The sequence below is a fragment of the Pseudomonas sp. G11 genome (assembly GCF_029457515.1).
In the GTDB taxonomy this organism is placed as follows: Bacteria; Pseudomonadota; Gammaproteobacteria; order Pseudomonadales; family Pseudomonadaceae; genus Aquipseudomonas; species Aquipseudomonas gorinensis.
Window position 1 is genome coordinate 2,430,747 of record NZ_CP120377.1, and the last position, 23,961, is coordinate 2,454,707.

Annotated in this window: 19 protein-coding genes and 4 tRNA genes; 10 read left to right on the forward strand and 13 right to left on the reverse strand. The window is 61.4% G+C overall.

Annotation, left to right across the window (positions count from 1 at the left end):
• Positions 1 to 23 precede the first annotated feature (23 nt).
• Complete coding sequence (locus P2T68_RS11250) at positions 24 to 1,892, forward strand: MFS transporter (protein ID WP_102625527.1); 1,869 nt, start codon at positions 24 to 26, stop codon at positions 1,890 to 1,892.
• Between the two features lie 129 nt (positions 1,893 to 2,021).
• Here P2T68_RS11250 and sugE read toward each other — a convergent pair whose 3' ends face one another.
• From sugE to rdgC, 3 genes are all read right to left on the reverse strand, one after another.
• Positions 2,022 to 2,336: a quaternary ammonium compound efflux SMR transporter SugE gene (gene sugE, locus P2T68_RS11255; protein ID WP_024074363.1), complete on the reverse strand. Its 315-nt coding sequence runs from the start codon at positions 2,334 to 2,336 to the stop codon at positions 2,022 to 2,024.
• A gap of 105 nt (positions 2,337 to 2,441) precedes the next feature.
• A complete protein-coding gene (locus P2T68_RS11260) occupies positions 2,442 to 3,407 on the reverse strand; it encodes a bile acid:sodium symporter family protein (RefSeq protein ID WP_069075602.1) in 966 nt (321 codons plus the stop codon).
• Between the two features lie 107 nt (positions 3,408 to 3,514).
• On the reverse strand, positions 3,515 to 4,435 hold the full coding sequence (gene rdgC / locus P2T68_RS11265; protein ID WP_277379342.1) for a recombination-associated protein RdgC: 921 nt from the start codon (positions 4,433 to 4,435) through the stop codon (positions 3,515 to 3,517).
• Between the two features lie 159 nt (positions 4,436 to 4,594).
• Here rdgC and P2T68_RS11270 point away from each other — a divergent pair.
• The 5 genes from P2T68_RS11270 to P2T68_RS11290 all read left to right on the forward strand — a co-directional run bounded on the left by P2T68_RS11270 (position 4,595) and on the right by P2T68_RS11290 (position 5,254).
• Positions 4,595 to 4,670, forward strand: a tRNA-Val gene (locus tag P2T68_RS11270).
• 19 nt (positions 4,671 to 4,689) lie between these two features.
• Positions 4,690 to 4,766, forward strand: a tRNA-Asp gene (locus P2T68_RS11275).
• An 80-nt stretch (positions 4,767 to 4,846) separates the two neighbouring features.
• Positions 4,847 to 5,092, forward strand: coding sequence for a hypothetical protein (locus P2T68_RS11280; RefSeq protein ID WP_277379343.1), 246 nt, complete (start codon positions 4,847 to 4,849; stop codon positions 5,090 to 5,092).
• Positions 5,083 to 5,158, forward strand: a tRNA-Val gene (locus P2T68_RS11285). The genes P2T68_RS11280 and P2T68_RS11285 overlap by 10 nt, the downstream gene beginning before the upstream one ends.
• A 19-nt stretch (positions 5,159 to 5,177) precedes the next feature.
• Positions 5,178 to 5,254, forward strand: a tRNA-Asp gene (locus P2T68_RS11290).
• 191 nt (positions 5,255 to 5,445) lie between these two features.
• Here the strand turns inward: P2T68_RS11290 and P2T68_RS11295 are convergent.
• From P2T68_RS11295 to P2T68_RS11330, 8 genes are all read right to left on the reverse strand, one after another.
• Positions 5,446 to 6,138, reverse strand: a complete 693-nt coding sequence (locus P2T68_RS11295; RefSeq protein ID WP_024074372.1) for a response regulator — start codon at positions 6,136 to 6,138, stop codon at positions 5,446 to 5,448.
• Entirely contained in the window at positions 6,135 to 8,786 is a 2,652-nt protein-coding gene (locus P2T68_RS11300; protein ID WP_277379344.1) for a sensor histidine kinase KdpD, read from the reverse strand. Before P2T68_RS11300 ends, P2T68_RS11295 begins: the two co-directional genes overlap by 4 nt.
• A gap of 130 nt (positions 8,787 to 8,916) precedes the next feature.
• Positions 8,917 to 10,986, reverse strand: coding sequence for a potassium-transporting ATPase subunit KdpB (gene kdpB / locus P2T68_RS11305; RefSeq protein WP_024074374.1), 2,070 nt, complete (start codon positions 10,984 to 10,986; stop codon positions 8,917 to 8,919).
• Positions 10,987 to 10,998: 12 nt separating this feature from the next.
• Positions 10,999 to 11,658 (reverse strand): K(+)-transporting ATPase subunit C, encoded by a 660-nt coding sequence (kdpC, locus tag P2T68_RS11310; protein ID WP_069075607.1) that lies wholly within the window; start codon positions 11,656 to 11,658, stop codon positions 10,999 to 11,001.
• A gap of 10 nt (positions 11,659 to 11,668) precedes the next feature.
• Positions 11,669 to 13,375: a potassium-transporting ATPase subunit KdpA gene (kdpA, locus tag P2T68_RS11315; RefSeq protein WP_024074376.1), complete on the reverse strand. Its 1,707-nt coding sequence runs from the start codon at positions 13,373 to 13,375 to the stop codon at positions 11,669 to 11,671.
• Between the two features lie 107 nt (positions 13,376 to 13,482).
• A complete protein-coding gene (kdpF, locus tag P2T68_RS11320) occupies positions 13,483 to 13,581 on the reverse strand; it encodes a K(+)-transporting ATPase subunit F (RefSeq protein ID WP_069075609.1) in 99 nt (32 codons plus the stop codon).
• A gap of 805 nt (positions 13,582 to 14,386) precedes the next feature.
• Complete coding sequence (locus P2T68_RS11325; protein ID WP_277379345.1) at positions 14,387 to 15,550, reverse strand: catalase family protein; 1,164 nt, start codon at positions 15,548 to 15,550, stop codon at positions 14,387 to 14,389.
• Positions 15,547 to 17,358 carry a di-heme-cytochrome C peroxidase gene (locus tag P2T68_RS11330; RefSeq protein WP_193690385.1) on the reverse strand — a complete coding sequence of 604 codons (1,812 nt, stop codon included), beginning with the start codon at positions 17,356 to 17,358 and terminating at the stop codon, positions 15,547 to 15,549. The genes P2T68_RS11325 and P2T68_RS11330 overlap by 4 nt, the downstream gene beginning before the upstream one ends.
• 258 nt (positions 17,359 to 17,616) lie before the next feature.
• Here P2T68_RS11330 and P2T68_RS11335 point away from each other — a divergent pair, with 258 nt between their 5' ends.
• The 4 genes from P2T68_RS11335 (at position 17,617) to P2T68_RS11350 (ending at position 19,931) form a co-directional block, all read left to right on the forward strand.
• The gene (locus P2T68_RS11335; protein ID WP_024074379.1) at positions 17,617 to 18,348 is read left to right on the forward strand and encodes an FKBP-type peptidyl-prolyl cis-trans isomerase; all 732 of its coding nucleotides are present in this window, start codon (positions 17,617 to 17,619) and stop codon (positions 18,346 to 18,348) included.
• Between the two features lie 312 nt (positions 18,349 to 18,660).
• Entirely contained in the window at positions 18,661 to 19,116 is a 456-nt protein-coding gene (locus P2T68_RS11340; RefSeq protein ID WP_024074380.1) for a YkvA family protein, read from the forward strand.
• 108 nt (positions 19,117 to 19,224) lie between these two features.
• Positions 19,225 to 19,563, forward strand: a complete 339-nt coding sequence (locus P2T68_RS11345) for a helix-turn-helix domain-containing protein (RefSeq protein ID WP_024074381.1) — start codon at positions 19,225 to 19,227, stop codon at positions 19,561 to 19,563.
• The gene (locus P2T68_RS11350; RefSeq protein WP_005786715.1) at positions 19,560 to 19,931 is read left to right on the forward strand and encodes a hypothetical protein; all 372 of its coding nucleotides are present in this window, start codon (positions 19,560 to 19,562) and stop codon (positions 19,929 to 19,931) included. The genes P2T68_RS11345 and P2T68_RS11350 overlap by 4 nt, the downstream gene beginning before the upstream one ends.
• On the opposite strand, the gene P2T68_RS11355 is transcribed toward P2T68_RS11350, so the two are convergent.
• On the reverse strand, positions 19,928 to 21,697 hold the full coding sequence (locus tag P2T68_RS11355; protein WP_024074382.1) for a bifunctional diguanylate cyclase/phosphodiesterase: 1,770 nt from the start codon (positions 21,695 to 21,697) through the stop codon (positions 19,928 to 19,930). The genes P2T68_RS11350 and P2T68_RS11355 overlap by 4 nt on opposite strands.
• A 118-nt stretch (positions 21,698 to 21,815) precedes the next feature.
• Positions 21,816 to 23,897, reverse strand: a complete 2,082-nt coding sequence (locus P2T68_RS11360) for a carboxy terminal-processing peptidase (RefSeq protein WP_172831342.1) — start codon at positions 23,895 to 23,897, stop codon at positions 21,816 to 21,818.
• Between the last annotated feature and the right edge of the window lie 64 nt (positions 23,898 to 23,961).

A 23,961-nucleotide genomic window follows, 5' to 3' on the forward strand; every position in this document is an offset into this window, starting at 1 on the left:
CAGGCCACGCAGGAACACGGACGATGAGCCACCCCTCACAATTCACCTTGCTGCGCACACGGCGTTTCCTGCCGTTTTTCATCACCCAGTTGCTGGGCGCTTTCAACGACAACATCTTCAAGCAATCGCTGATCCTGGCGATTCTCTACAAGCTCACCATCGACGGTGACCGCTCGATCTGGGTCAACCTGTGCGCGCTGTTGTTCATCTTGCCCTTCTTCCTGTTCTCGGCGCTGGCCGGCCAGTTTGGCGAGAAATTCAACAAGGATGCGTTGATCCGCGCGATCAAGATTGGCGAGATTGTGATCATGGCCGTCGGCGCGACGGGCTTTCTGTTCAATCACCTGGAACTGATGCTGCTGGCGCTGTTCGCCATGGGCACGCACTCGGCGCTGTTCGGCCCGGTGAAGTATTCGATCATGCCCCAGGCCCTGCACGACGATGAATTGGTGGGCGGCAACGGTCTGGTGGAGATGGGCACGTTCCTGGCGATCCTGGCCGGCACCATTGGCGCAGGGATCATGATGTCTTCCACCCACTATGCGCCGGTGGTGTCGGCGGCGATCGTCGGCGTGGCGGTGCTGGGTTACCTGGCCAGCCGCAGCATTCCGCGCGCGGCGGCGTCCACCCCGCAACTGCGCCTGGACTGGAACATCTTCAGCCAATCCTGGGCGACTTTGCGCCTGGGCTTGGGCCAGACCCCGGCGGTGTCGCGCTCCATCGTCGGTAACTCATGGTTCTGGTTTGTCGGCGCGATCTACCTGACGCAAATCCCAGCCTATGCCAAGGAGTGGTTGTACGGCGACGAAACCGTGGTGACGCTGATCCTTACGGTGTTCTCGGTGGGCATCGCCCTGGGCTCGATGCTGTGCGAAAAACTCTCCGGGCGGAAGGTGGAGATCGGCCTGGTGCCGTTTGGCTCCTTTGGCCTGACCGTGTTCGGCCTGCTGCTGTGGTGGCATTCGGGCGGCTTCCCGCAGAACGTCCAGGCCAATGACTGGCTGGCGGTGCTCAGCTACGGCCAGGCGTGGTGGGTGTTGTTGGATATCCTCGGCCTGGGGGTGTTTGGCGGATTCTATATCGTGCCGCTGTATGCACTGATCCAGTCGCGCACCGCCGAGCACGAACGAGCGCGGGTGATCGCCGCCAACAACATTCTCAACGCGCTGTTCATGGTGGTCTCGGCGATTGTCTCGATCCTGCTGCTGAGCGTGGCCAAGTTGTCGATTCCTGAGCTGTTCCTGGTGGTGTCGTTGCTCAACATCGCGGTCAACGCCTACATCTTCAAGATCGTCCCCGAGTTCACCATGCGCTTCATGATCTGGCTGCTCAGCCACTCTATGTATCGCGTGGAGCATCGCAACCTTGAGCTGATCCCGGATGAAGGCGCGGCGTTGCTGGTGTGTAACCACGTGTCGTTTGTCGATGCGCTGTTGATTGGCGGCGCGGTGCGTCGGCCGATTCGCTTCGTCATGTACTACAAGATCTACCGCTTGCCGGTGCTGAATTTTATCTTCCGCACCGCGGGGGCGATCCCGATTGCCGGGCGCAATGAGGATATCCAGATCTACGAAAAAGCCTTCACGCGGATTGCCCAATACCTGAAGGACGGAGAGTTGGTGTGTATCTTCCCGGAAGGCAAGTTGACGGCTGACGGCGAGATGAACGAGTTCCGTGGTGGCGTGACGCGCATTCTTGAGGAGACCCCGGTGCCGGTGATCCCGATGGCGTTGCAGGGGTTGTGGGGGAGTTTCTTCAGTCGCGATCCGAACAAAGGCTTCTTCCATCGCATCTGGTCGCGCGTCGTGCTGGTGGCGGGTGAGCCGGTGGAGGGTCCGACGCCTGCCAGATTGCAGGAGGTCGTTGGCGCTTTGCGGGGGAGTGTCAGGTAGTTCTGTGCTGGATGTACCGGCCTCATCGGGGCATGCCCCCTCCCACATTTGATCACGTTGTTCTGACGATCGCGGTCTAGTGTGGGAGGCGGTGCGACGATTCGACTTGCCCCCGATGGTGGTAGTGGCCTAAGCGCTGATCTTGAGCCCGACAAGCCCGCAAATGATCAACGCCACACTGGCCAGCCGGAACAACGCCATGGATTCCCCGAACAGGATAATCCCGGCAATCACCGTGCCCACCGCTCCCACGCCAGTCCAGATGGCATAGGCGGTGCCCAGCGGCAGCTCCTTCATGGCCAGGCCAAGCAGGCCGAGGCTGATGGCCATGGCGGCAATCGTCAGCGCCGTGGGCAGCGGCTTGCTGAAACCGTCGGTGTACTTCAGGCCGACGGCCCAGCCGACTTCAAACAAGCCGGCAAACAATAGAATGATCCAGGACATGATGACCTCCCTTGCAAAAGCGGGGTCGTCCCCTGATGTGCGCTCGAGAGCGTCGCGAGGTCGTCCCCGCGAAGCTCGGTAGAGTGCCGAAAATGGATCATGCGATCAAGTTTGCGGGGTGTTTTCCAGCATGCGACGGTCTTCCTTCTCGCTCATGCGGCGGAAGTAGGTCGATAGCAACGCCCCGGAAATATTGTGCCAGACACTGAACAGCGCGCTCGGCACCGCCGCCAACGGAGAAAAGTGCGCGCTGGCCAATGCGGCGCCCAGCCCGGAGTTCTGCATGCCCACCTCCAGCGCCAGCGACTTGCGTTGGGCTAATGGCAGTTTGAACACGCGGCCGGTGAAGTAGCCCAGCAGGTAGCCGAAGCTGTTATGCAACATCACCACGGCCATGATCAGCAGGCCCGATTCGGCGATCTTCGCCTGGCTCGCCGCCACTACTGCGGCGACGATGATCACGATGCTGACCACTGACACCAACGGCAGCACCTCCACCGCATGGTGCACCCGCTCGCCGAGCACGCGTTGCGCGACAACGCCGAGCACGATCGGCAGCAGCACCACTTGCAGGATCGACCAGAACAACTCCATGAACGACACCGGCAGCCAGGCCGAGGCCAGCAGCCAGATCAGCGCCGGGGTGAGCAGCGGGGCGAGGAGGGTGGTGACGGCGGCGATGGCCACCGACAGCGCCAGGTCGCCACGGGCCAGCCAGGTCATCACGTTGGATGAGGTGCCGCTTGGGCAGCAGCCGACCAGGATCACCCCAACGGCAATTTCCGGCGGCAGGTGGAAGGCCTGGCACAGCAGCCAGGCCACGCCCGGCATGATCACGAAGTGTGCGACTACGCCCAGGGCCACGCGCCACGGGTGGCGAGCGACTTCGGCGAAGTCTTCAAGTTTGAGGGTCAGCCCCATGCCGAACATCACCAGGCCCAGCAGCGGGACGATGGCGCTTTTCAGGCCGATGAACCCGTTGGGTTCGAAGAAGGCCAGCACGGCAAATATCAACACCCAGTAGGCGAAGGTATTGCCGACGAAGCGGCTCAAGGCGGCGAGTGCGCGCATGGGGGTGTCCTTTTTTATTCGATTTTTGAAATGCAAATGCGATCAAATGTGGGAGGGGCGGTGCGACGATTCGACTTGCCCCTCCCACATTTTGATCTTCACACGGCTTAGATGCCCTGCGGGGTTTCTTCGCCGCCGAGGGCTTCGATCAACGCCGGCAGGAAGTCACCGAAGGTCAGCATCATCAGGGTGAAGCTGGCATCCAGTTGGCCCAGGGCTTCTTCACCACCGTCCTGTTCCGCCTGGTCTTGCAGCAGGTCTTCGAACTTCAGGCGCTTGACGGTCATCTTGTCGTCGAGCATGAAGGACAGCTTGTCCTGCCAGGCCAGGGACAGTTGGGTCACGACTTTGCCGGTGCTCAGGTGCAGCTGGATTTCTTCGCTGGTCAGGTCCTGGCGCTTGCAACGCACGATGCCGCCGTCTTCGTGGGTGTCGCGCAGTTCGCATTCGTCGAGGACGAAGAAGTCATCGGCCGGTTTCTGGGTGGTGACCCAGTCGGTCATGATGGCGGTTGGCGCGGTTTTTACGGTGAGTGGGCGCACCGGCAGGGTGCCGATCACTTCACGCAGGGTGGAGAGCAGGTCTTCGGCGCGTTTCGGGCTGGCCGAGTTGACCAGGATCAGGCCCTGTTTCGGCGCGATGGCGGCGAAGGTCGACGAGCGGCGGATAAAGGCGCGCGGCAGGAACGCCTGGATGATTTCATCCTTGATCTGGTCCCGTTCCTTTTTATAGACCTTGCGCATTTGCTCGGCTTCGATTTCCTCGACTTTCTCTTTGAGGGCATCACGCACCACGCTACCCGGCAGGATGCGTTCTTCCTTGCGCGCGGCGATCAGCAGGAAGTCACCGCTGACGTGGACCAGGGGAGCATCCTCACCTTTGCCGAAGGGGGCGATGAAACCGTAAGTGGTCAACTCCTGGCTTGCACATGGGCGCGCCAGTTTGGTGGCCATGGCCGCTTCCAACGCCTCGGCATCAACAGGCAGATCTTGGGTCAGGCGATAGATAAGCAGGTTCTTGAACCACATGGGGTGAGTCTCTCCTTTATACAAAGGGGGGCATTATTCTCTTGATAGCGGCTGAGGCCAACCCTGCCTAAGCCATTGGAAGCTATCAAAAAAAAGATTTAAGAAAGTGCTTGCCAGACCTGGGGTCGCTCCGTAGAATGCGCGCCACACCGAAACGAAGGGTGATTAGCTCAGCTGGGAGAGCATCTGCCTTACAAGCAGAGGGTCGGCGGTTCGATCCCGTCATCACCCACCATTCGCTTCAAGTGTTACGCGCAGCGGTAGTTCAGTCGGTTAGAATACCGGCCTGTCACGCCGGGGGTCGCGGGTTCGAGTCCCGTCCGCTGCGCCATATTCGGTCACCTGGAACGCTGAACGCCAGGTACCACAGGAAGCCCGCTCATCGAGCGGGCTTTTTGCTGTCTGGGGTTTATGAACACGCTCCGGCAGACCAAAACGCCGCCGATCATTTCCGATGATCGGCGGCGTTTTTTAGGCGCGGATCAGAAATCCCACCGCGTGCTGACCATGAAGTTACGCGGTTCACCGTACAAACTCGGTGTTTTCGGGGCCGCGCGCGCTGGTCGAAAATTTATTTCAAATAAATTGCATTTAAATCAACACATTGCAGATTTTTCGTATATGATGCGCCCCACACCGAAAGTGAAGGGTGATTAGCTCAGCTGGGAGAGCATCTGCCTTACAAGCAGAGGGTCGGCGGTTCGATCCCGTCATCACCCACCATTCGCTTCAAGTGTTACGCGCAGCGGTAGTTCAGTCGGTTAGAATACCGGCCTGTCACGCCGGGGGTCGCGGGTTCGAGTCCCGTCCGCTGCGCCATATTCGGTCATCTGGAACGCTGAACGCCAGGTACCACAGGAAGCCCGCTCATCGAGCGGGCTTTTTGCTGTCTGGGGTTTGGCAAAGCGGCTGGAAGAATTCGTCCGGCAAGCAGTAGAACGCGATGCGCTGTTCATCGGGCTTGACCCCGAAAATCCACGTGTTCCTGGATGTCGCCGCCGAACGCCTGTTCACAACCCCATCAGCCGATAGCCCACCTGCAACTCGGTAATGAAGTACTGCGGTTGAGCGGGGTCCTCCTCCAGTTTCTGGCGCAGGTGCGCCATGTGCACCCGCAAGTAGTGGGCGCGATCCACGTAATCCAGGCCCCACACCTCCAGCAGTAGCTGGCGATGGGTGAGCACCCGGCTTTGGCCGCGCACCATCGCGCAGAGCAGGCGGTATTCGATGGGTGTGAGGTGTACCGGTTGGCCCTTGCGCCAGACCTCATGGGTGGCGAGGTCGACTTCAATCTCGCCAAACGCCACTTTGCTGGTGGCCGCCACGCTGCCAGTCTGCCCGTGCCGGCGCAGTTGGGCGCGGATGCGGGCGAGCAACTCGGGCACGCCGAAGGGCTTGGTCAGGTAGTCATCGGCACCGGCGTCCAGGGCGGCGACTTTTTCTTCTTCGCGATCACGTGCCGACAGCACCAGGATCGGCACCGCCAGCCAGCCGCGCAGCTCGCTGATCAGTTGCTTGCCATCGCCATCCGGCAGGCCGAGGTCGACGATCACCAGGTCCGGCTGACGGCTGGCGGCGTGGATCAAGGCGCGCTTGACGCTATCGGCTTCGAACACCTGGAACCCTTCGTCTTGCAGGGCGATGCCGACAAAGCGCCGGATATTGGCTTCGTCCTCAACAATCAGAATACGTGCAGTGTTCATAGGGATTCCATGGACGGCGGAGTGCCCGCCGGTAGCGTGATGATGAAATGCATGCCGCAGGTACGCCCCGGGTTGGCCTCGATACGCCCGCCGTGTGCCTCGACAATACGTTTGGCCAGCGCGAGGCCCAGGCCGATGCCCGTCACGGAAGACTCCTGTTGGCCGCGCGCAAACGGTTCGAACAGATTGGCCGGGGCCCGACCCGGGCCGGTGTCGCTGACCATCAGCACGATGCTGTCCGACGTGGCGTGGGCCGCGACGCTGATGGTGGTGCCCGGTGGGGTGTACTTGGCCGCGTTGTCCAGCAGGTTGACCAGCACGCGTTCGATCAACAGCGCGTCGACGTCCACCAGCGGCAACCGCGCGTCGAGCGAGGTGTGCACCTGATGCCGCGCCAACGGCTCGCGCAACTGGCGCAGGGCGCTGCCGACGATTTCTTCAAGGGAGTGCCATTGCCGGTTCAGGCGCACGCCGCGTTCCTGCATGCGCGCCATGTCCAGCAGGTTTTCGATCAGGCGCTGCATCGACGTGGCTTGTTCGTGGATGCCGTGCAACAACTCGCGCAACGGCCCCGGTGGGGCGTGGGGCAGGGCGGTGTCGGCGGCACCGATCAAGGTAGTCAATGGTGTGCGCAGGTCGTGGGAAATCGCCGCAAGCAGGGTATTGCGCATTTTTTCACCCTCCATCTGCACCAGGGTGTTTTGCGCCACCTCGACAAAATGCACGCGCTCCAGGGCAATCGCCAGTTGGCTCATGCAGGCTTCCAGCAGGCGGCGTTCCTGTGGGTCGTTCAGCCGTTCGCTCTGGGCCAGTTCCAGCACCAGCACACCGCGTACGCGCATAGGCGCCTTGAGCGGCAGGTAGCAGCCCTTGGCCGCCGATAGGGTGTCGGTGCCGTGGCCGGCGGCATGGCCGTGGTCGTAGGTCCATTGCGCGATGCTGTCATCCATCGGCAGCCCGCCTGCGCCCACGCTGTGTACGCCATCGGCGGCGTCCGGCAGGGCCAGGCCGACGCGGGCTTCGAACACGCCGCTGAACGTGCGCAGCGCGACTTCGCTGATTTGTTCCACGGTCAACGCTGCCGACAAGTCACGCGCCAGCCGCGCCAGGGAGGTGGCACGGCGTTCGCGCGCGGCGGCGGTGCGCGCTTCGTGGCGCAGGCGTGCGGTGAGTTGCCCGGTGATCAAGGCGATGCCGAGCATCAGCGCAAAGGTGAAAAAATACTGGGTGTCAGTGACCGTGAAGGAATAGCGCGGCTGCACGAAAAAGAAGTCGAAACACAGCACCGCGAGCATCGCTGCCCACACGCCGGGGCCGCGTCCATACCGCAAGGCCACCAGCACCACCGTGAGTAAAAACAGCATGACCACGTTGGCCAGGTCGAACACTTGCAACAGCAACGCGGCGACGGCGCTGGCGGCGAAACAGGCAAGGCTGGCCCACCCATAGGCCAAGGCCCTGCCCGGCACGGGCGCAGGTTTTTCGAGGATCGGGGGCCTGTCGGGCACAACCCCGTGGGCCATCACGATCTGGTCGATTTGCGGATGATGGTGGCTGATCCGGTCGCTGACCGATTGATGCCAGAACCGCCAGGCCTGGCGCGGGTGATGGCCCAGCACCAGACGATTGGCGTTGTGCTCACGGGCACAGGCGACCAAGGCTTGCGCCACGTCCATGCCCGGCAACGTGGCCGTATCGGCGCCGAATTCGCTGGCCAGGGCCAAGGTTTTAATCGCGCTCAGGTAGCGCCTGGCACCGCGCCCCTGGGCGGAGGCGACATGCACGACAATCCAGTCCGCCTCCAGCTTTTGCGCCAGGCGCGCCGCTTCACGCACCAGGCGTTCATCGCCGGCATCACCGGCCACACCCACCAATAGCCGTTCGCGGGCGGGCCACAGGGTCTTGATCGACTGTTCGCGACGGTACACGCGCATCTGCGTGTCGACCCGATCCGCCGTGCGCCGCAATGCCAATTCGCGCAGGGCCAACAGGTTCCCCTTGCGGAAAAAATGCTGCGATGCGCGTGCCGCCGCAGGGCCCAGGTACACCTTGCTGTCCTTGAGGCGTTGCAGCAGATCGTCCGGCGGCAGGTCGACCACCACCACTTCGTGAGCGTTATCGAACACATGGTCCGGCACGGTCTCGCGCACGCGAATGCCGATAATGCCGCTGACCAGGTCATTCAGGCTTTCCAGGTGTTGCACGTTGAGGGTGGTCCATACATCAATGCCGGCGCTGAGCAGTTCTTCCACGTCTTGCCAGCGTTTGGGATGGCGCGAACCGGGGATGTTGCTGTGAGCCAGTTCATCCACCAGTACCACGGCGGGATGGCGCAGCAGGGCGGCGTCGAGGTCGAATTCGGTGAGGGCGAACTCACCGTGCAGGCGGTGGGCGCGGGGCAGTTGCTCCAGGCCGTGGAGCCGTTCGGCGGTCTCCGCACGGCCATGGGTTTCCACTACGCCAGCCAGTACGTCACGGCCCTGGGCGACCTCGCGTTGCGCTGCTTCGAGCATGGCGCAGGTCTTGCCCACGCCGGCGTTGGAACCGAAATAGATACGCAATTTGCCGCGCAAGGCGGCCTGTTCTTCCTGTTGCACCCGCGCCAGCAGGGCGTCGGGGTCGGGGCGTGCATCGTTTAAGGCGGGCATATTCTTCCTCTAGTTGTCTGTAGGCGCGGGCTTGCCCGCGAAAAACCTGAGGGTGCCGTTGGGTGTCAGGTTTCCCGCGTTATCGTTAACGCCCTTCACGAGCAAGCTCGCGTCTACAGTGGATGGGGCGCTATACGAGGCCCAATCCCGTCAGCAGCAGGTCGATCAGCTTGATCCCGGCAAACGGCACCAGCACCCCGCCCAGGCCATAGATCAGCAGGTTGCGGTTGAGCAAGGCCGCCGCGCCGATCGAGCGGTAAGTCACGCCGCGCAGGGCCAGGGGAATCAACGCGACAATGATCAGCGCGTTAAAAATCACCGCGCTGAGAATCGCCGAGTTGGGGCTGCTCAGCTGCATCACGTTCAACGCACCGAGCTGGGGATAGGTCGCGACAAACGCCGCCGGGATGATCGCGAAGTACTTGGCCACGTCATTCGCCACGCTGAAGGTGGTGAGGGCGCCGCGGGTCATCAGCATCTGTTTGCCGACCTCGACCACTTCGATCAGCTTGGTCGGGTTGCTGTCCAGGTCGACCATGTTGCCGGCCTCTTTGGCGGCCTGGGTGCCGCTGTTCATCGCCACCGCCACGTCGGCCTGCGCCAGTGCCGGCGCATCGTTGGTGCCGTCGCCGGTCATGGCCACCAGCTTGCCCTGGGCCTGGTAGTCGCGGATCAGTTGCAGCTTGTCTTCCGGGCGGGCTTCGGCGAGGAAGTCATCCACGCCGGCCTCCACGGCAATCGCGGCGGCGGTCAGGCGGTTGTCACCGGTGATCATCACGGTCTTGATGCCCATGCGCCGCAACTCGGCGAAGCGCTCCTTGATACCGCCCTTGACCACATCCTTGAGCTCGACCACGCCCAGTGCCTTGGCGCCATCCGATACCACCAGCGGCGTGCTGCCGCGGCGTGCCACTTCATCCACCTTGGCCTGCAAGGCAGCCGGAAAGCTGCCCCCCAAGGCTTCGATATGACTGCGGATCGCGTCGGCTGCGCCTTTACGAATCGCCCGGCCTTCGGGCAGGTCGACGCCGCTCATGCGCGTCTGTGCAGTGAAATGTACGAAGCTGGCGCCCAGGGCGTTGATGTCCCGCCCACGGATGTCGAACTTTTGCTTGGCCAGGACCACAATGCTGCGGCCTTCCGGGGTTTCATCGGCCAGCGAGGCCAGTTGCGCGGCGTCCGCCAGCTCGGCTTCTTTCACCCCTGGCGCCGGCAAAAAGCTGCTGGCCTGACGGTTGCCCAAGGTGATGGTGCCGGTCTTGTCCAGCAGCAGGACGTCGACGTCGCCCGCCGCCTCGACCGCCCGCCCGGAGGTGGCGATGACATTGGCCGACATCATGCGGCTCATGCCCGCCACGCCGATGGCCGAGAGCAGGCCGCCGATGGTGGTCGGGATCAGGCACACCAGCAAGGCCACCAGCACCGTGGCGCTGACCACGCTGCCCGTACCGCTCATGGCCACGGCGAAGATCGAGTAGGGGCTCAGCGTGGCAATTACCAGCAGGAACAACAAGGTCAGGCCCACCAGCAGGATGGTCAGGGCGACTTCGTTCGGGGTTTTCTGACGCTTGGCCGATTCGACCATCGAGATCATGCGGTCCAGGAACGATTCGCCAGGGTTGACGCTGATGCGTACGACCAGCCAGTCCGACAGTACCCGCGTGCCGCCCGTGACCGAGGAAAAGTCACCACCGGCCTCGCGAATCACCGGCGCCGATTCGCCGGTGATTGCGCTTTCGTCCACCGAGGCGACGCCTTCGATCACGATACCGTCCAGCGGCACCAGGTCGCCGGCTTCGATCAGCACCACCTGATCTTTGCGCAGCAGCGTCGCTTCCGTCGGCAGCCACGCCGCGCCGTGCTTGGGCTGTTGCAACAACTTGGCCAGTGTCTGGCGTTTCATCCCGCGCAGGCTCGCGGCCTGGGCCCGGCTGCGGCCCTCGGCCAGGGCTTCGGCAAAGTTGGCGAACAGCACGGTGAACCACAGCCACAAGGTGATGCTGAGGATAAAGCCGCTGGGCGCTTCACCCTGGCCACCGAGGGACTGGAACCACAGCAGCGTGGTAAGGATGCTGCCCAGGTACACCACGAACATCACCGGGTTTTTCCACTGGGCCTGGGGCAGCAGTTTCTTGAACGCGTCCGCACAGGCGGTCAGCACGATACTGCGATCAAACAGAGGTAAACGAGCATTCTTCATGGGGGAAATCTCTTACTCACTGGCCGCAATGGGGGGCTGACGCGATGGCAGGCGAGCGTCCAGCGCAAGGTTGAGTTGCAGCACATTGACCCGTGGTTCGCCGAGCAAACCGAGGGTGCGCGCGGTGGTGTGGGCGTTGACCAGTTGCAGCAGCTCGGCTTCGGGGAGTTGCCGCAGGCGGGCGACCCTTGGCAGTTGCAGCCGCGCGTTGGCCACCGAGATATGCGGGTCGAGGCCGGAGGCGGAGGCGGTGACGGCGTCCACCGGCACTTGCGCGTCGGTGGCCAGGCCGTTGTCCTGGCGATAGGCCTGGACGCGTGCGGCGACCTGGTCCACCAGCTTCTGGCTGGTGGGGCCCAGGTTGCTCGCGCCGCTGGAGCCTGCGTTGTACGGCTGCGAGACGCTTTTGCTCGGGTCTTGCGGGTCGGCGCCGAGGGTCATGCTCGGGCGGCCGTGGAAGTATTCCGGGCGGGTGAAGTGCTGGCCGATCAGCGCCGAGCCCATCACCAGGCCGTCGCGTTCAAGCAGCGAACCCCGGGCCTGGAACGGAAACAACAGCTGTGCGGCAACGGTGGTGAACGCCGGGTATGCGAGCCCCGTCAGCAGCATGAAAAAAACCGCCGAAACCAGCACTGGGCGCAACAGCCCTTTGAATATCGATTGAGTCGTCATCCAGGTGTCCTCAGTTGTACGTCTGGCCGGACAGCAACTGCAGTTGCTCCACCAGCGGGCCGAGCGCGAGCGCCGGCAAAAAGGTCAGGCCGCCCACCACCAGCACCACGAACACCACCAGCAGCATGAACAGCGGGGTTGCGGTGGGGATGGTGCCGGCGCCGGCAGGCACGGTTTTTTTCATCGCCAGGGAGCCGGCCACGGCCAGCATCGGCAGCAGGGTGAAGAAGCGCCCGATCAACATCGCCAGGCCGATGGTGGTGTTGAAAAACGGCGTGTTGGCGTTCAATCCGGCAAAGGCCGAACCGTTGTTGGCGGTGCCCGAGGTGTAGGCGTACAGCACCTCACTGAAACCATGCGGGCCAAGGTTATTGAGGCTGGCCATGGTGTCGGGCCAGAGGGCGGCGAGGGCGGTGAAACCAAGGATGCTGATGGGGTGCGCGAGTACCGAGAGCATCACCAGTTTCATCTCCCGGGCTTCGATTTTCTTGCCGAGGAATTCCGGGCTGCGGCCAATCATCATGCCCACCAGGAACACGGTCAGCAGGGCGTATTGGATCAGGTTGATAAAGCCCACGCCGTCGCCGCCGAACACACAGTTGAGCATCATCTGTGCCAGGGGCACGAAGCCGCCCATGGGGGTCAGCGAGTCATGCATGGTGTTGACCGAGCCGGTGGTGGCCGCGGTGGTGGTGGCGATAAACAGGCTGCTGTCGGCGATACCGAAACGCAGTTCCTTGCCTTCCATGTTGCCGCCGCTTTGTTCCAGCGACAGGGTCTGGTTGGCACCTGCCTGGGTCAGCAGCGGGTTGCCGTTTTGCTCGGCGCCGTAGACCAGTGCGAGGAAGCCGATGAACAACACCAGGAAGGTGCCGAAAAACACCCAGCCCTGACGGCGCTGCAACAGCATGCTGCCAAAGGTGTAGGTCAGCGCGGAGGGGATCAGCAACATGCTGAGGATGTGCAGGGCGTTGGTCAGCGGTGTCGGGTTTTCGAAGGGGTGGGCGGCGTTCATGCTGAAGAAGCCGCCACCGTTGGTGCCGATATGCTTGATCGATTCAAAGCTGGCCACCGCACCGACAATCAGTTGCTGCTGCGCACCTTCCAGCGTTGTCGCCAGTGCCTGGGAGGCGAAGGTTTGCGGCATGCCCTGCCACACATAGACCAGCGCCATGCCCACGCACAGCGGCAGCATCACGCGGTAGAGCGTGCGGGTGAAGTCGACCCAGAAATTACCGATATCGCCCGAACTGGAACGGCTCAAACCGCGAATGAAGCCGGCTGCCGCGACCACGCCGGAGGTGGCGCCGACGCACATCAGAAAGGTGATGACCGCCATCTGGCTGAAGTTCGACAGGCTGGTTTCACCCGAATACGCCTGCCAGTTGGTATTGGTAATAAAGGACACTGCGGTGTTGAACGCCAGGTCCGGGGTTTGTGCGGCCAGCCCCAAGGGGTTGATCGGCATCACCGCCTGCAGGCGCAGGATGAAATAACCGAGCAGCATCATCGCCGCGTTCGATAACAGCAGCGCCGAACCGTAGCGAGCCCAGTTCATGCTCTCCCGTGGGTCAATGCCCAACAGGCGATAGGTACAGCGTTCCGGCAAGGCATGCTGCGTCCCGGTAAACACCCGGGTCAGCCATTTGCCCATCAATACGGCGAGCCCCGTCATCAACCCCAGGACCAGCGCAAATTCCAGCACAGTGCTTAACATGTCGTGGCTCCGTTCAAATCTTGCCCATGGCGACAATGGCCATGGCAGTCGCAACAAAAAACACCAGGGAGATGCCAATAAACATCAGGTCGTACATGGCGAACTCCCTAGAATTTTTCTGCGCGAATAAGGGCATAGCCCAAGTAAGCGAACAGCCCCACGGCACAGAAGCCGCTGGCGATATAGATGAACGTGAGTGTGAGCACGGTGTAACTCCCCTGAATGAATAAGCCGCAATGGCGGACGCGGGGGAGGTTAAGCGCTGGGGTATCAAGCTCGGGCACTGATTAGTGGCCCCGGTATTAAGACGGTATATAGACGAGGTTTTGCCGGACGAACGAAAACAAGGGATAGCCCGCCGCCCGGGTATCCCTTGAAAAACTGGGGTTCTGCTGATTTTGATGGCCTGCTTATTTGGCCTTCTTTTTCTTCTCGCTACGGGTGGCGAGGTGTTCGAAACAAAACGCGGCGGTGCCAAAGAGCGCAATCATTGACAGGACAACCATGCCTAAAGTTGAACTTTCCACGATGACTTCCTACGGGGGGTGGGGGGTAGGAAGTGACGGTAGAGTGTCCGGGGTTAGTTGCTCAATAGAGGCGACATAATCGTTATGGCGAATGGGCAAACTATACGAACTCTTTACGAAAAGCAGAACAGCACAGCCTCTGCCTGATCTAATGCAATCTAAATGGGGGAGGCTCCCCTACCCCTGTGGCGAGCGGGCTTGCCCTAATGCCGTTCAGTTAAGGCTTTTTTTGTAGGAGCGAGCTTGCTCGCGAAGAACTCACAGGCGCCGCGTTCACTCAGGAAACACGCGTTATCGTTGACGTTTTTCGCGAGCAAGCTCGCTCCTACAGAAGGCGATGTACGCTTAACTGAACGGCATTAGGGCAAGCCCGCTCGCCACAACAACCCGGTCGTTTAATGGGGAGGTTTCAATTCTTAATAATCAATAAGTTATTTTTGAGGGGCGTGCTCCCACCACTTGACGGAGTCCAGCCCCCCCAACCTTACAAGTTGCGGTTGTGCCGATAATCACTCACCGCCTCATACACGGCTTTACGCAAGCGATTGATCCCCCCGATGGGCCGGTGCGCCTCTACCCCAAACCACGGGTTGAACGACTGGTTGTCGCACGCCAGGTTAAGCGCGGGTGTATCGAAATCCTGTGGCGGGATCTTCACCTTCGCCACGGTTTCATAGGGCGCATCGCTTTCCTTCCATTCGATGCTGGTGTCTTCGATCGGCATGTACTTCTGCGGGTTCTGCCGCTGGATCTGCAGCACGAAACACGCCGGTACGCGATCGGTGGACAACTGCTGGTTCAAGGCACTGCGCAGGAAATTCGGCAGGTCCTGGTTCTGTTTCGGCAGCACGTATTCCGGGCAGCTCTGCGGGTCGGGCGCGACACGGAACTTGGCGTTGGCCGCACCGAACTTATAGGGCGAAACCGAAAAGTAGGTGGTCTGCGTTGGGCTGGCCGGCGCGGGGGCCAGGGTCGCCAGGGCGATAAACAGGTGGCGCACTTGCCAACTGCGTGGGTCGGCCTTGGGGAAGAATGCCAGGACCTTCTTGCCGTCGGCCTGGGCGCCGATGTTCTGCGCGTATTCAGCCACATCGCTGACAAAGAAGTTCGGGTGGCTGAACATCACGAAGTCCTGTTCGGCCCGCGCCTGCTGGTCCGCCAGCAGCTGCTTACCTGGCACATCGAGCAGTTTGAGCGCCATGCCGCGCGCATCGCGGATGCTGTCGAACTGCGGGTAGGCGTTGCCGTTGGACAGGCGCATCATCGCTTGCCAGGTCTTGCCCGGCTCAGCGAAGACGCCCTGGCGCAATGCCGGGTCGAGGTCGGCGGGCACGCTGACTTCGGCCTTCACGCAACCGTGGGCCTTGGCATGGGCATCGCGCAGGTAACGCGTGCCTTCGCGGTGCTGGTCAACGATGCGCACAGCGGTCTGGATAATGCCTTGGGTCATCGCCGCTTCACCGGGCGGGATCTGCTCATCCGGCGACACCGGGCCGCTGTGCTGCCAGGCAAACCACGCCGTGCTCGCCAGCCAGCCGAGCAGGCCCAGGCCCACCAGCCACAGCAGGGTCTTGCCGAGAAACGCGCCGATGCGCAGCCACAGGCGGGCAAGCAGGGAAGGTTGGTCGTATCGAGATCGGATCATCATGGCAGTTGTTGCTCCAGCGGGCCGCCCAGCACTTTCAGGTATTCCAGCAGCGCCCAGCGTTCCTGCGGCAACAAGCCACGGCCGATGACGCCATTGCCACGTTGGCCGGCACGGAATTCGTGGCCGCTGTTGTGGTTGCCGGTGATTTTGGTATCGAACAGGAAGGCATTCTTGAAGGCTGCGGTCTCAAAGCCCAGGTGACGCGGGTCGTAGTTGAAGGTGCCTTTATAGAAGGTGGTACTGCGTTCGTCCTGGGGCGAGAGCAATTGGTAGATCGTCGGCACGGAGCCGTTATGCAGGAACGGTGGGGTGGCCCATACGCCGGCCAATGGCCGCGCCTTGTAGGCGCGCAACTCGCGCACGCCGATAGGCAGGCCGTAACCGTCCAGGCGCGGCCGCTCGGCCGGGGTCACACCGGCAGCGCGGTAGGCGTGGTCCTCAACGAAGGCGGTGACGTAGGCCAGGCCCTTGGCCACCGAGACTTTTTTCAGGTCCAGTGGTTCGGTGGGCGTGGGGTGCAGTTCGACATTGAGCTTGGCCAGTTCCGCAGGGTCCCATTGCAGGGCGCTGAGGTCATAGCGCTGGTCGGCAATGTTGCTGGCGGTGCCCGGGTCGGTCCCGATGTAGTCCACCGGGAGCATCTTCAGGTGCTGCACCGGGCGGCCCTGTTCCTGGGTGACGGCCGGCACATGGCAGCCGGCGCAGTTCTCGGTGAACAGCGCACGGCCTTGGGCCGCGAGGGGCTTGTCGATGGCGCCGAACAGATCTTCCGGCCAGGTGGGGGGCTTGAGGCGTTGCAGGGTTTCTTCGATCAGGTTCAGGTCGCGCACGCGTACGCTGGACGGGTAGCGCGCATCGCCCTGGAGCGGCTGGCCGGCGCCGTCGAAGAACGTCAGGGTAGCGCCCACGCCGAGGGCTTCGCCGATATTGCGGGCCATGGGTTGCTGGGCTGAACCGTTCCATTGCACCCAGTCGAAGGTCCAGATATCCCACAGTTGCGGGTAGTCCACAGGTGCGTTGGCGACGCGGTAATTATCCGGAGAAATGGCGTCGCCGAAGCTGGCGTTGGCGATGCGGCCAAAGGCGTCGGTGCGTCCCGGGCCTTCTTCGGTGGGGTAGAGGCCGCGATGGGTGTCATTCCAGGCGACTTTGAGGAACCGGTTCAGCGACTGTTTGAAGTCCTGGCGCAGTTGCTCCTTGTTGTGATCGTCGTAATCGTGACCCAGCACGTGGCGGGCGAAACGCTCGAATTTCCACGGGTTGTAATACGTTGCCGCGAGGCTGGCCACCAGGGCCTGGCCGAAACTGCCGCCGCGCAAGGTGGGCACGCTGGAGGGCAGCACGTGCTGCGCGGAACCCCCGTCGATACGCAGGGCCTGGCCGTTGAAGTGAAGCTCGCCGGTGTGGCAGGCGGCACAGGTGATATCCAGGTATTCGCTGGGGTCGTCGGCGTTCTTGTGTCGGGCGAAACCCACGGGCAGGTTGCCGGGGTTCTGCGCGGTGGGCACTTGCTTGGGGTCTACCAGGAAACCGAAGCGCGCCAGGTACTCGGGCGTGGCAAAGCGCTGATCGGAAAACGGCAACTCCAGGGCAGTGAACCAGTCGTAATGCAGGCCCTTGACCTGGGTGCCCTGGGGCGTGAAGTAATAGGTCTGGCGGTCGGTGGCACTCCATTGATCCTGGTAGTGCACCTGCTTCACGGGGACGTAGTCCGGCAACTTGGGATTGACGGTGTAATAGATCACCACGGCCAGCAATAAGGCAAAAATGGCGAATATCAGCAGTAAAACACGGGAAAAAATGCGCAAGATGGCTATCCTTGTCTCGGCCTTGTCGAGGGGTTGCGTTGTTATGCCACTACGCCACAAGTGCGGCAAGTGGCCATGAGGCTGGTAGTAGGCGGACCCACGATCCATCGCGGGGGCCCATCATGAATGAAAATGCTTTTAAACACGTGAACTTATCAGAAGTTTCCTGCTCACATGCCGGTAGCCATTGGTCGTGGCCGCCTGATAAGCTCGCGACTTTATTCAAATGCCCTTTTGGCGCATGAACAAGGAAATAGCATGAAACAGCATCGGTTGGCGGCGGCGGTGGCCCTGGTTAGCCTGGTACTTGCGGGTTGTGATTCGCAGACCAGCGTAGAGCTGAAAACCCCGGCGCAGAAAGCTTCCTACGGCATCGGCCTGAACATGGGCAAGAGCCTTGCCCAAGAAGGCATGGATGACCTGGACTCCAAAGCGGTAGCCCAAGGCATCGAAGATGCCGTTGGCAAGAAAGAACAGAAGCTGAAAGACGACGAACTGGTTGAAGCGTTTGCCGCACTGCAGAAGCGTGCTGAAGAACGCATGGCCAAGATGAGCGAAGAGTCGGCAGCCGCCGGCAAGAAATTCCTCGAAGACAATGCCAAGAAAGACGGCGTCGTCACTACCGCTTCCGGTCTGCAGTACAAGATCGTGAAGAAGGCCGATGGCCCTCAGCCTAAGCCTACCGACGTGGTGACCGTTCACTACACCGGCAAACTCACCAACGGCACGACCTTTGACAGCTCCGTGGATCGCGGTAGCCCGATTGACCTGCCGGTCAGCGGTGTGATCCCAGGTTGGGTCGAAGGCCTGCAACTGATGCACGTTGGCGAGAAGGTCGAGTTGTACATCCCGTCCGACCTGGCTTACGGCGCCCAGAGCCCGAGCCCTGCGATTCCAGCCAACTCCGTGCTGGTATTCGACCTGGAGCTGCTGGGCATCAAGGACCCGGCCAAGGCTGAAGCCCCTGACGCACCAGCCGCCAAGAAGTAATCGGCGCCTGAACACCCAACGCCCCGTCTCGACGGGGCGTTGTCGTTTCTGCGGTTCCCCCATTCACGGCTCCGCCAATCCAAACGAACGTCCGCAACGTGAAACAGTCTGATATAAGGTTCGAGTACGGCTATCCGCACGCAAGCGCCAAGTCAATGAATTCTTGGGTTTTTTTCATGTGCGCAAAAAACGCCCGATCTGACTGCAAGCCTTGTAAACCGTGGCTTTCAGCCAGGAAAACGGGCTCTGTTCACAAGGTTATCCACAATTTGTGTGGATAACCTTTTCTGTTGCCTGGAACTGGAGTGACGAATGAAACCACCCTTCAATTTCACCCGCTTCCTGCCCATGGCCGCTCGCCTGCTCGGCCGTGGACGGTTGCCGACCCTGCTGTTCGCCGTTGCCGCCAAGGGCTCAAGCCAGGGGAACCGCTTGGGCAAACTCAAGGATGACCTCAAGCTGCTCCAGTCCCTGTGCCTGGCCTACTGGCGCGGCGAGTACCGTGCGATCAGTCCCAAGGCGCTGGTTTCGGTGGTGGCGGGGCTGATGTACTTCCTCAGCCCGGTTGATGCGATCCCGGATTTTATCCCCATGTTCGGCATGCTCGACGACATTGCGGTGCTGGCATGGGTCATGAAGACCCTGGAAGGCGAACTCAGCGCCTTTCGTGCCTGGCGTGAGGCGCAGCGCCCGGAAAAGCTCGCCGTGGTCGAGCGGCTGCCTGCGACACCGGCCTTGCTGGCCAATGAAAACCCGCAAAAAAACTGACGACAGTGCTATCCCCCTGCGACCTTTGTGGCTGTTAGGATTACACTCTTAAGAAGGTGCTTAAGGAAAGTGCTTACTTAGTAAGTGTTGTTATCCTACGGGGCGGTCATGGATATTCAGATAATTTCACGGAATGGCGAACCCGAATATGCGGTGTTGCCATGGGATCAGTACCAGGCGCTGCTAAAAGCTGCCGGTCAGCAACAGCCTACGTCACCTTCGCCTTCTACTGCCCAAGCCGCTGTCGCCCAGGACCTGCGCCCGCTCGCTGACCTGCGCGGCTTGCGCGAAGCCAAGGGCCTGGCCATCGAGACCCTGGCGCGTACCGTGGGTATCAGCCCCTCGTATCTTGGATTGATCGAAAGTGGTGAACGCCAGCCGGATGCCGCGATCCGCCGCAGCCTGGCCTGGGAACTGGGCGTTGCAGGTTGGAGGGACGAGTCTTGAGCTTACGTATCAGCCGTCAACACTGGGATGGGTTATTGAATGAACTGGACCAGGCGCGCCGCCAGCGCCATCTGCTGACCTACCGCGCACTGCTGGAGCGCCTGCAATTTCCCACGCCGGCCATGCAAACCCTGGCCGCCGCGCTGGAACACCTGGCTGCGCTGGACGCCAAGGCCGAGCAGCCGTTACGCAGCTCCCTGGTGATCAGCCAGGGCGCCAGCCGCCTGCCGCGCACCGGCTTCTTTGAGTGCGTGGAGCGCCTGGGGCGTTTCAGCGGGCCATCCGATGGGGTGGCCGCCGCCTCCTGGCACGCCTCGGAAGTGGTGCGCGTATTCGAATACGAGTACCCGGAGTCCGCCGAGGCCTAAAGCGCCTGTGGCAGTAAATCCAGGCTGTCGATCACGTGGATGCTGTAGCCGGCCACATCCTTGGCGTGGTGTTTGGCCTGGGATGCCAGTTCGGCCAACTGGCTGGCATCGAGTTGTCCACAGGCCTGTGGATATAAATGCACCACGCCGATGGACAGCGACAGCAACGCAAACTCCTGGCGTATACCTTGGCGGTTCAGGGCCACGAAGCAGCCTGCATCCAGATGCTCGGCGCGGTAGAAACGTCGGCACTGGGTGTGAAAGTCGTCCAGCAGTTGGTTGAGCCGCTTGCGCCAATCCTGCGGCCCCAGCACCAGCAAAAAGTCATCGCCACCGATATGCCCGACGAAGTCGCGGCTGGGGTCGACCCGGTCGTTCAGGCATTGTGCCAGGCACAACAACACCTCATCCCCACGCCCGTAGCCGTAGATATCGTTGAACGGCTTGAAGCTGTCGATATCCACATAGCAAATCACCGACTCCCGTTGCTGTTGCAACAGCCGCGTCAGGCACTGCTGGATCGGCACATTGCCCGGCAACAGGGTCAACGGGTTGGCGTAGCGCGCTTGCTGGATTTTCAGTTCGGTGATCAGCTTGAGCACGTCGATCACCCGGCCCAGGCCCAGGTAGTCGCCGTTGAGCGTGATGATGAAATCCTCTTCGATGCGTTGCCGGGCGCGGCTGGTGAGCAGCCGGCTGACTTGCTGCAAGGATTGGCTCAGTTCCACCGCCAGAAAATCAGTGCTCATCAGGCGGCTGATCGGCTTGCGCGCGAAGAGGTCGGTGGCAAACGGCTTGAGCAGCGCATCGGACAACGAATGCCGATGCACGATACCGACCGGATGGCCACGCCCATCCAGCACCGCCAGCGAATTGAGGTTGGCCTGGCGCCGGAAAGATTCCAGCACTTGGGCAGTGGCGGTGTCCTGATCCACCGCCGGTTGTTCGTTGAGCAGCGCGCTGAGGTCGCTGGCTTCCTCGCTGAGGGCAATATTGGCGTTGTCGGGCTTGGGCAGCATCAGGCGTGCTTCTTGCGGCGGGTGTTCCTGCGGGCGGCAAAGCAGGTACCCCTGGACCAGGTCGACCCCCATCTCGGTCAGCACCGCCAGTTCCTCGGGCAGTTCGATGCCCTCGGCGATCACCTGCGCGCGAGAGGCCCGGGCGATTTGCAGGATGGAGCCGACAAACTCACGTTTGAGCGCGTCCTGATGAATACCATCGATGAAGTGCCGGTCGATTTTCACGTAATCCGGGCGTAACTCCGACCACAGCCGCAGGCTGGAATACCCGGCACCCAGGTCATCAAGGGCGATGGCGAAGCCCATGTCACGGTAATGATGCAGGGCGGTTTGCAGCACGTCGAAATCGTCGGTGGGTGTCTGCTCGGTGAGTTCGATCACCACCTGGCTCGGTGGAATGCCGAAGTCGCGCAGCAGTTGCAGGGTGCGTCCTGGTTGGTGCGCCGTTTCCATCAGGGATTCCGGCGAGATATTGAGAAACAGCTTGCCCGGCAGCTTCTGGTCGCTGAAGCGGCGGCAGGCGCTCTCGCGGCAGGCCATTTCCAGTTCACTGAGGCGCCCTGCGTGGCTGGCCACGGCGAACAAGGCGACAGGGGAGTGCAGCGGGCTGTTGGACGGGCCACGACTGAGGGCTTCGTAGCCGAGGATGCGCCGTTCTGACAGGCAGATGATCGGTTGGAACAGGCTGTGCAAACTGCCTTGAGCCAGGATAGAGCCCAATGCATTCAGCTGTTCGGTCATGGTCATGGCGATCTCGATCGAAAAAAAAGGACCGCAGGCATTAAGCCTACGGTCCTTCATTTCACGACAGAATGATGTCTATATGATGACACTCTGCTGAGCGATCACATTAAATCGCCATCATTTACTGCTTGGCCACCTGCTTGCTGACTTTCAGGTAGTCCAGCAGGATCCGGCCTGTCTCGGCCAGGTAGGCGTCGTCTTCCGGCTTGGTTTTATCCGCCTCGGTCGGCAGCGCATCTTCATCTTCTTTCTTCAGCTCCTTGAGTGGCTCTTCGCCCTTGGCCTTGCGGCGGACGTTTTCCAGTACCAGTTGCTGATTCTCGATGTCGCTGTGCTGCTTGCGGCGATCCACTTCGTTGAGGCTGACGGTTTTCTCTTCCATCAACTTCTTGGCCAAAGCCAGTTTGTCGCGGATAAACACGAACTCGGCATCCTTGGCGGAGCGGATGTCGTGGTCGGCCTTCAACTGCGCCAGGAACGGTTTGAACGGGTCTGACGCGGGCTTGATCGCGGGACGGATGGTGTCCCACGGCATGGCCTCAGGCAGTGCGCTCTCGCCGATTTCCTTGGTATCGATGATCGATGGGAAGTCGATGTCCGGCAGTACGCCCTGATGCTGGGTGCTCTGCCCGGAAACCCGGTAGAACTTGGCCAGGGTCAGTTTCAGCTCGCCATGGTTGAGCGGCTGGATGGTCTGCACGGTGCCTTTACCGAAGGTCTGGCCGCCGATGATCAACGCGCGGTGATAGTCCTGCATGGCGCCAGCGAAAATCTCCGAAGCCGAGGCCGAGAGGCGGTTGACCAGCAACGCCATCGGGCCTTTGTAGAAGGCGCCCGGGTTCTCGTCTTCGAGCACGTCGACACGGCCGTCAGCATTGCGTACCAACACGGTCGGGCCCTTGTCGATAAACAGGCTGGTCAGCTCGGTGGCTTCCTGCAGGGAACCGCCGCCGTTGTTGCGTAGGTCGATGACCACGCCGTCGACTTTTTCCTTCTGCAGCTCGGTAAGGATTTTCTTCACGTCGCGGGTGGTGGACTTGTAGTCCGGGTCGCCGGCACGGAAGGCCTTGAAGTCCAGGTAGAAGGCCGGGATTTCAATCACGCCCAGCTTGTAGTCCTTGCCATCCTGCTTGAGGTTGAGGACTTTCTTCTGCACGGCCTGGTCTTCGAGCTTCACCGCTTCGCGGGTGATGGACACGATCTTGCTGGTCTGGTCGTTCGGCGCATTGGTGTGCGGAATCACTTCCAGGCGCACCACGCTGCCTTTCGGCCCACGGATCAGCTTGACCACTTCGTCCAGGCGCCAGCCGACCACATCGACCATCTCTTTGTCGGCCTGGGCCACACCGATGATCTTGTCGGCCGGAGCCACTTGCTTGGTCTTGTCTGCCGGACCCGCCGGCACCAGGCGCACGATCTTGACCTGGTCATTGTCGCTTTGCAGGACGGCACCGATGCCTTCCAGCGACAGACTCATATTGATATCGAAGTTTTCCGCGTTATCTGGCGACAGATAATTGGTGTGCGGGTCGTAGGACATCGCAAAGGTATTGATGTAGGCCTGGAAGATATCTTCGGCACGGGTCTGGTCCAGGCGCGCCAACTGGTTCTTGTAGCGCTTGGTCAACAGTTCCTGGATGGCCTTGGGGTCTTTGCCGGCGATCTTCAGGCGCAGCACTTCGTCCTTGACGCGTTTGCGCCACAGGTCGTCGAGCGCGGCAGTACTGGTCAGCCAAGGGGCGTCCTTGCGATCCACCAGAAGGGATTCCTTCTCGGTGAAGTCGAGCTTGTCGACGCCTTTGTTCAGCTCCGCCAAGGCGAAGTCCAGACGCGCTTTGACGCGGTCCAGGTAGCGCTTGTAGATGGTGAAGCCGGGTTGCAGGTCACCGCTCTTGAGGAAGTCGTCGAACTGGGTCTTCCACTTGTCGAACTCAGCGATATCGCTGGCCAGGAAGTAGCTGCGCGACGGATCCAGCAGCTTGAGGTAGCTGTCATAGATGATCACCGAGCGCGCGTCGTCCAGCGGCGGCTTGCTGTAGTGATGGCGCTTGAGCAACTCGACGACGTTAAGGCTGGCAATCACCTCATCGCGATCAGGCTGAAGATTGTCCCAGCTATTGGCTGCGAACGTATTGGTCGACATCGACGAGAGGCCGAGACCAATGAAAAGAGCGAGGGCGGTGCTGGGGAACAAATGCTTCATGCTGATTCGACGCGGGGGCAATTGATAACGCATATTAGGCCGTCTTTGAAGTCGCCGGTTCCAT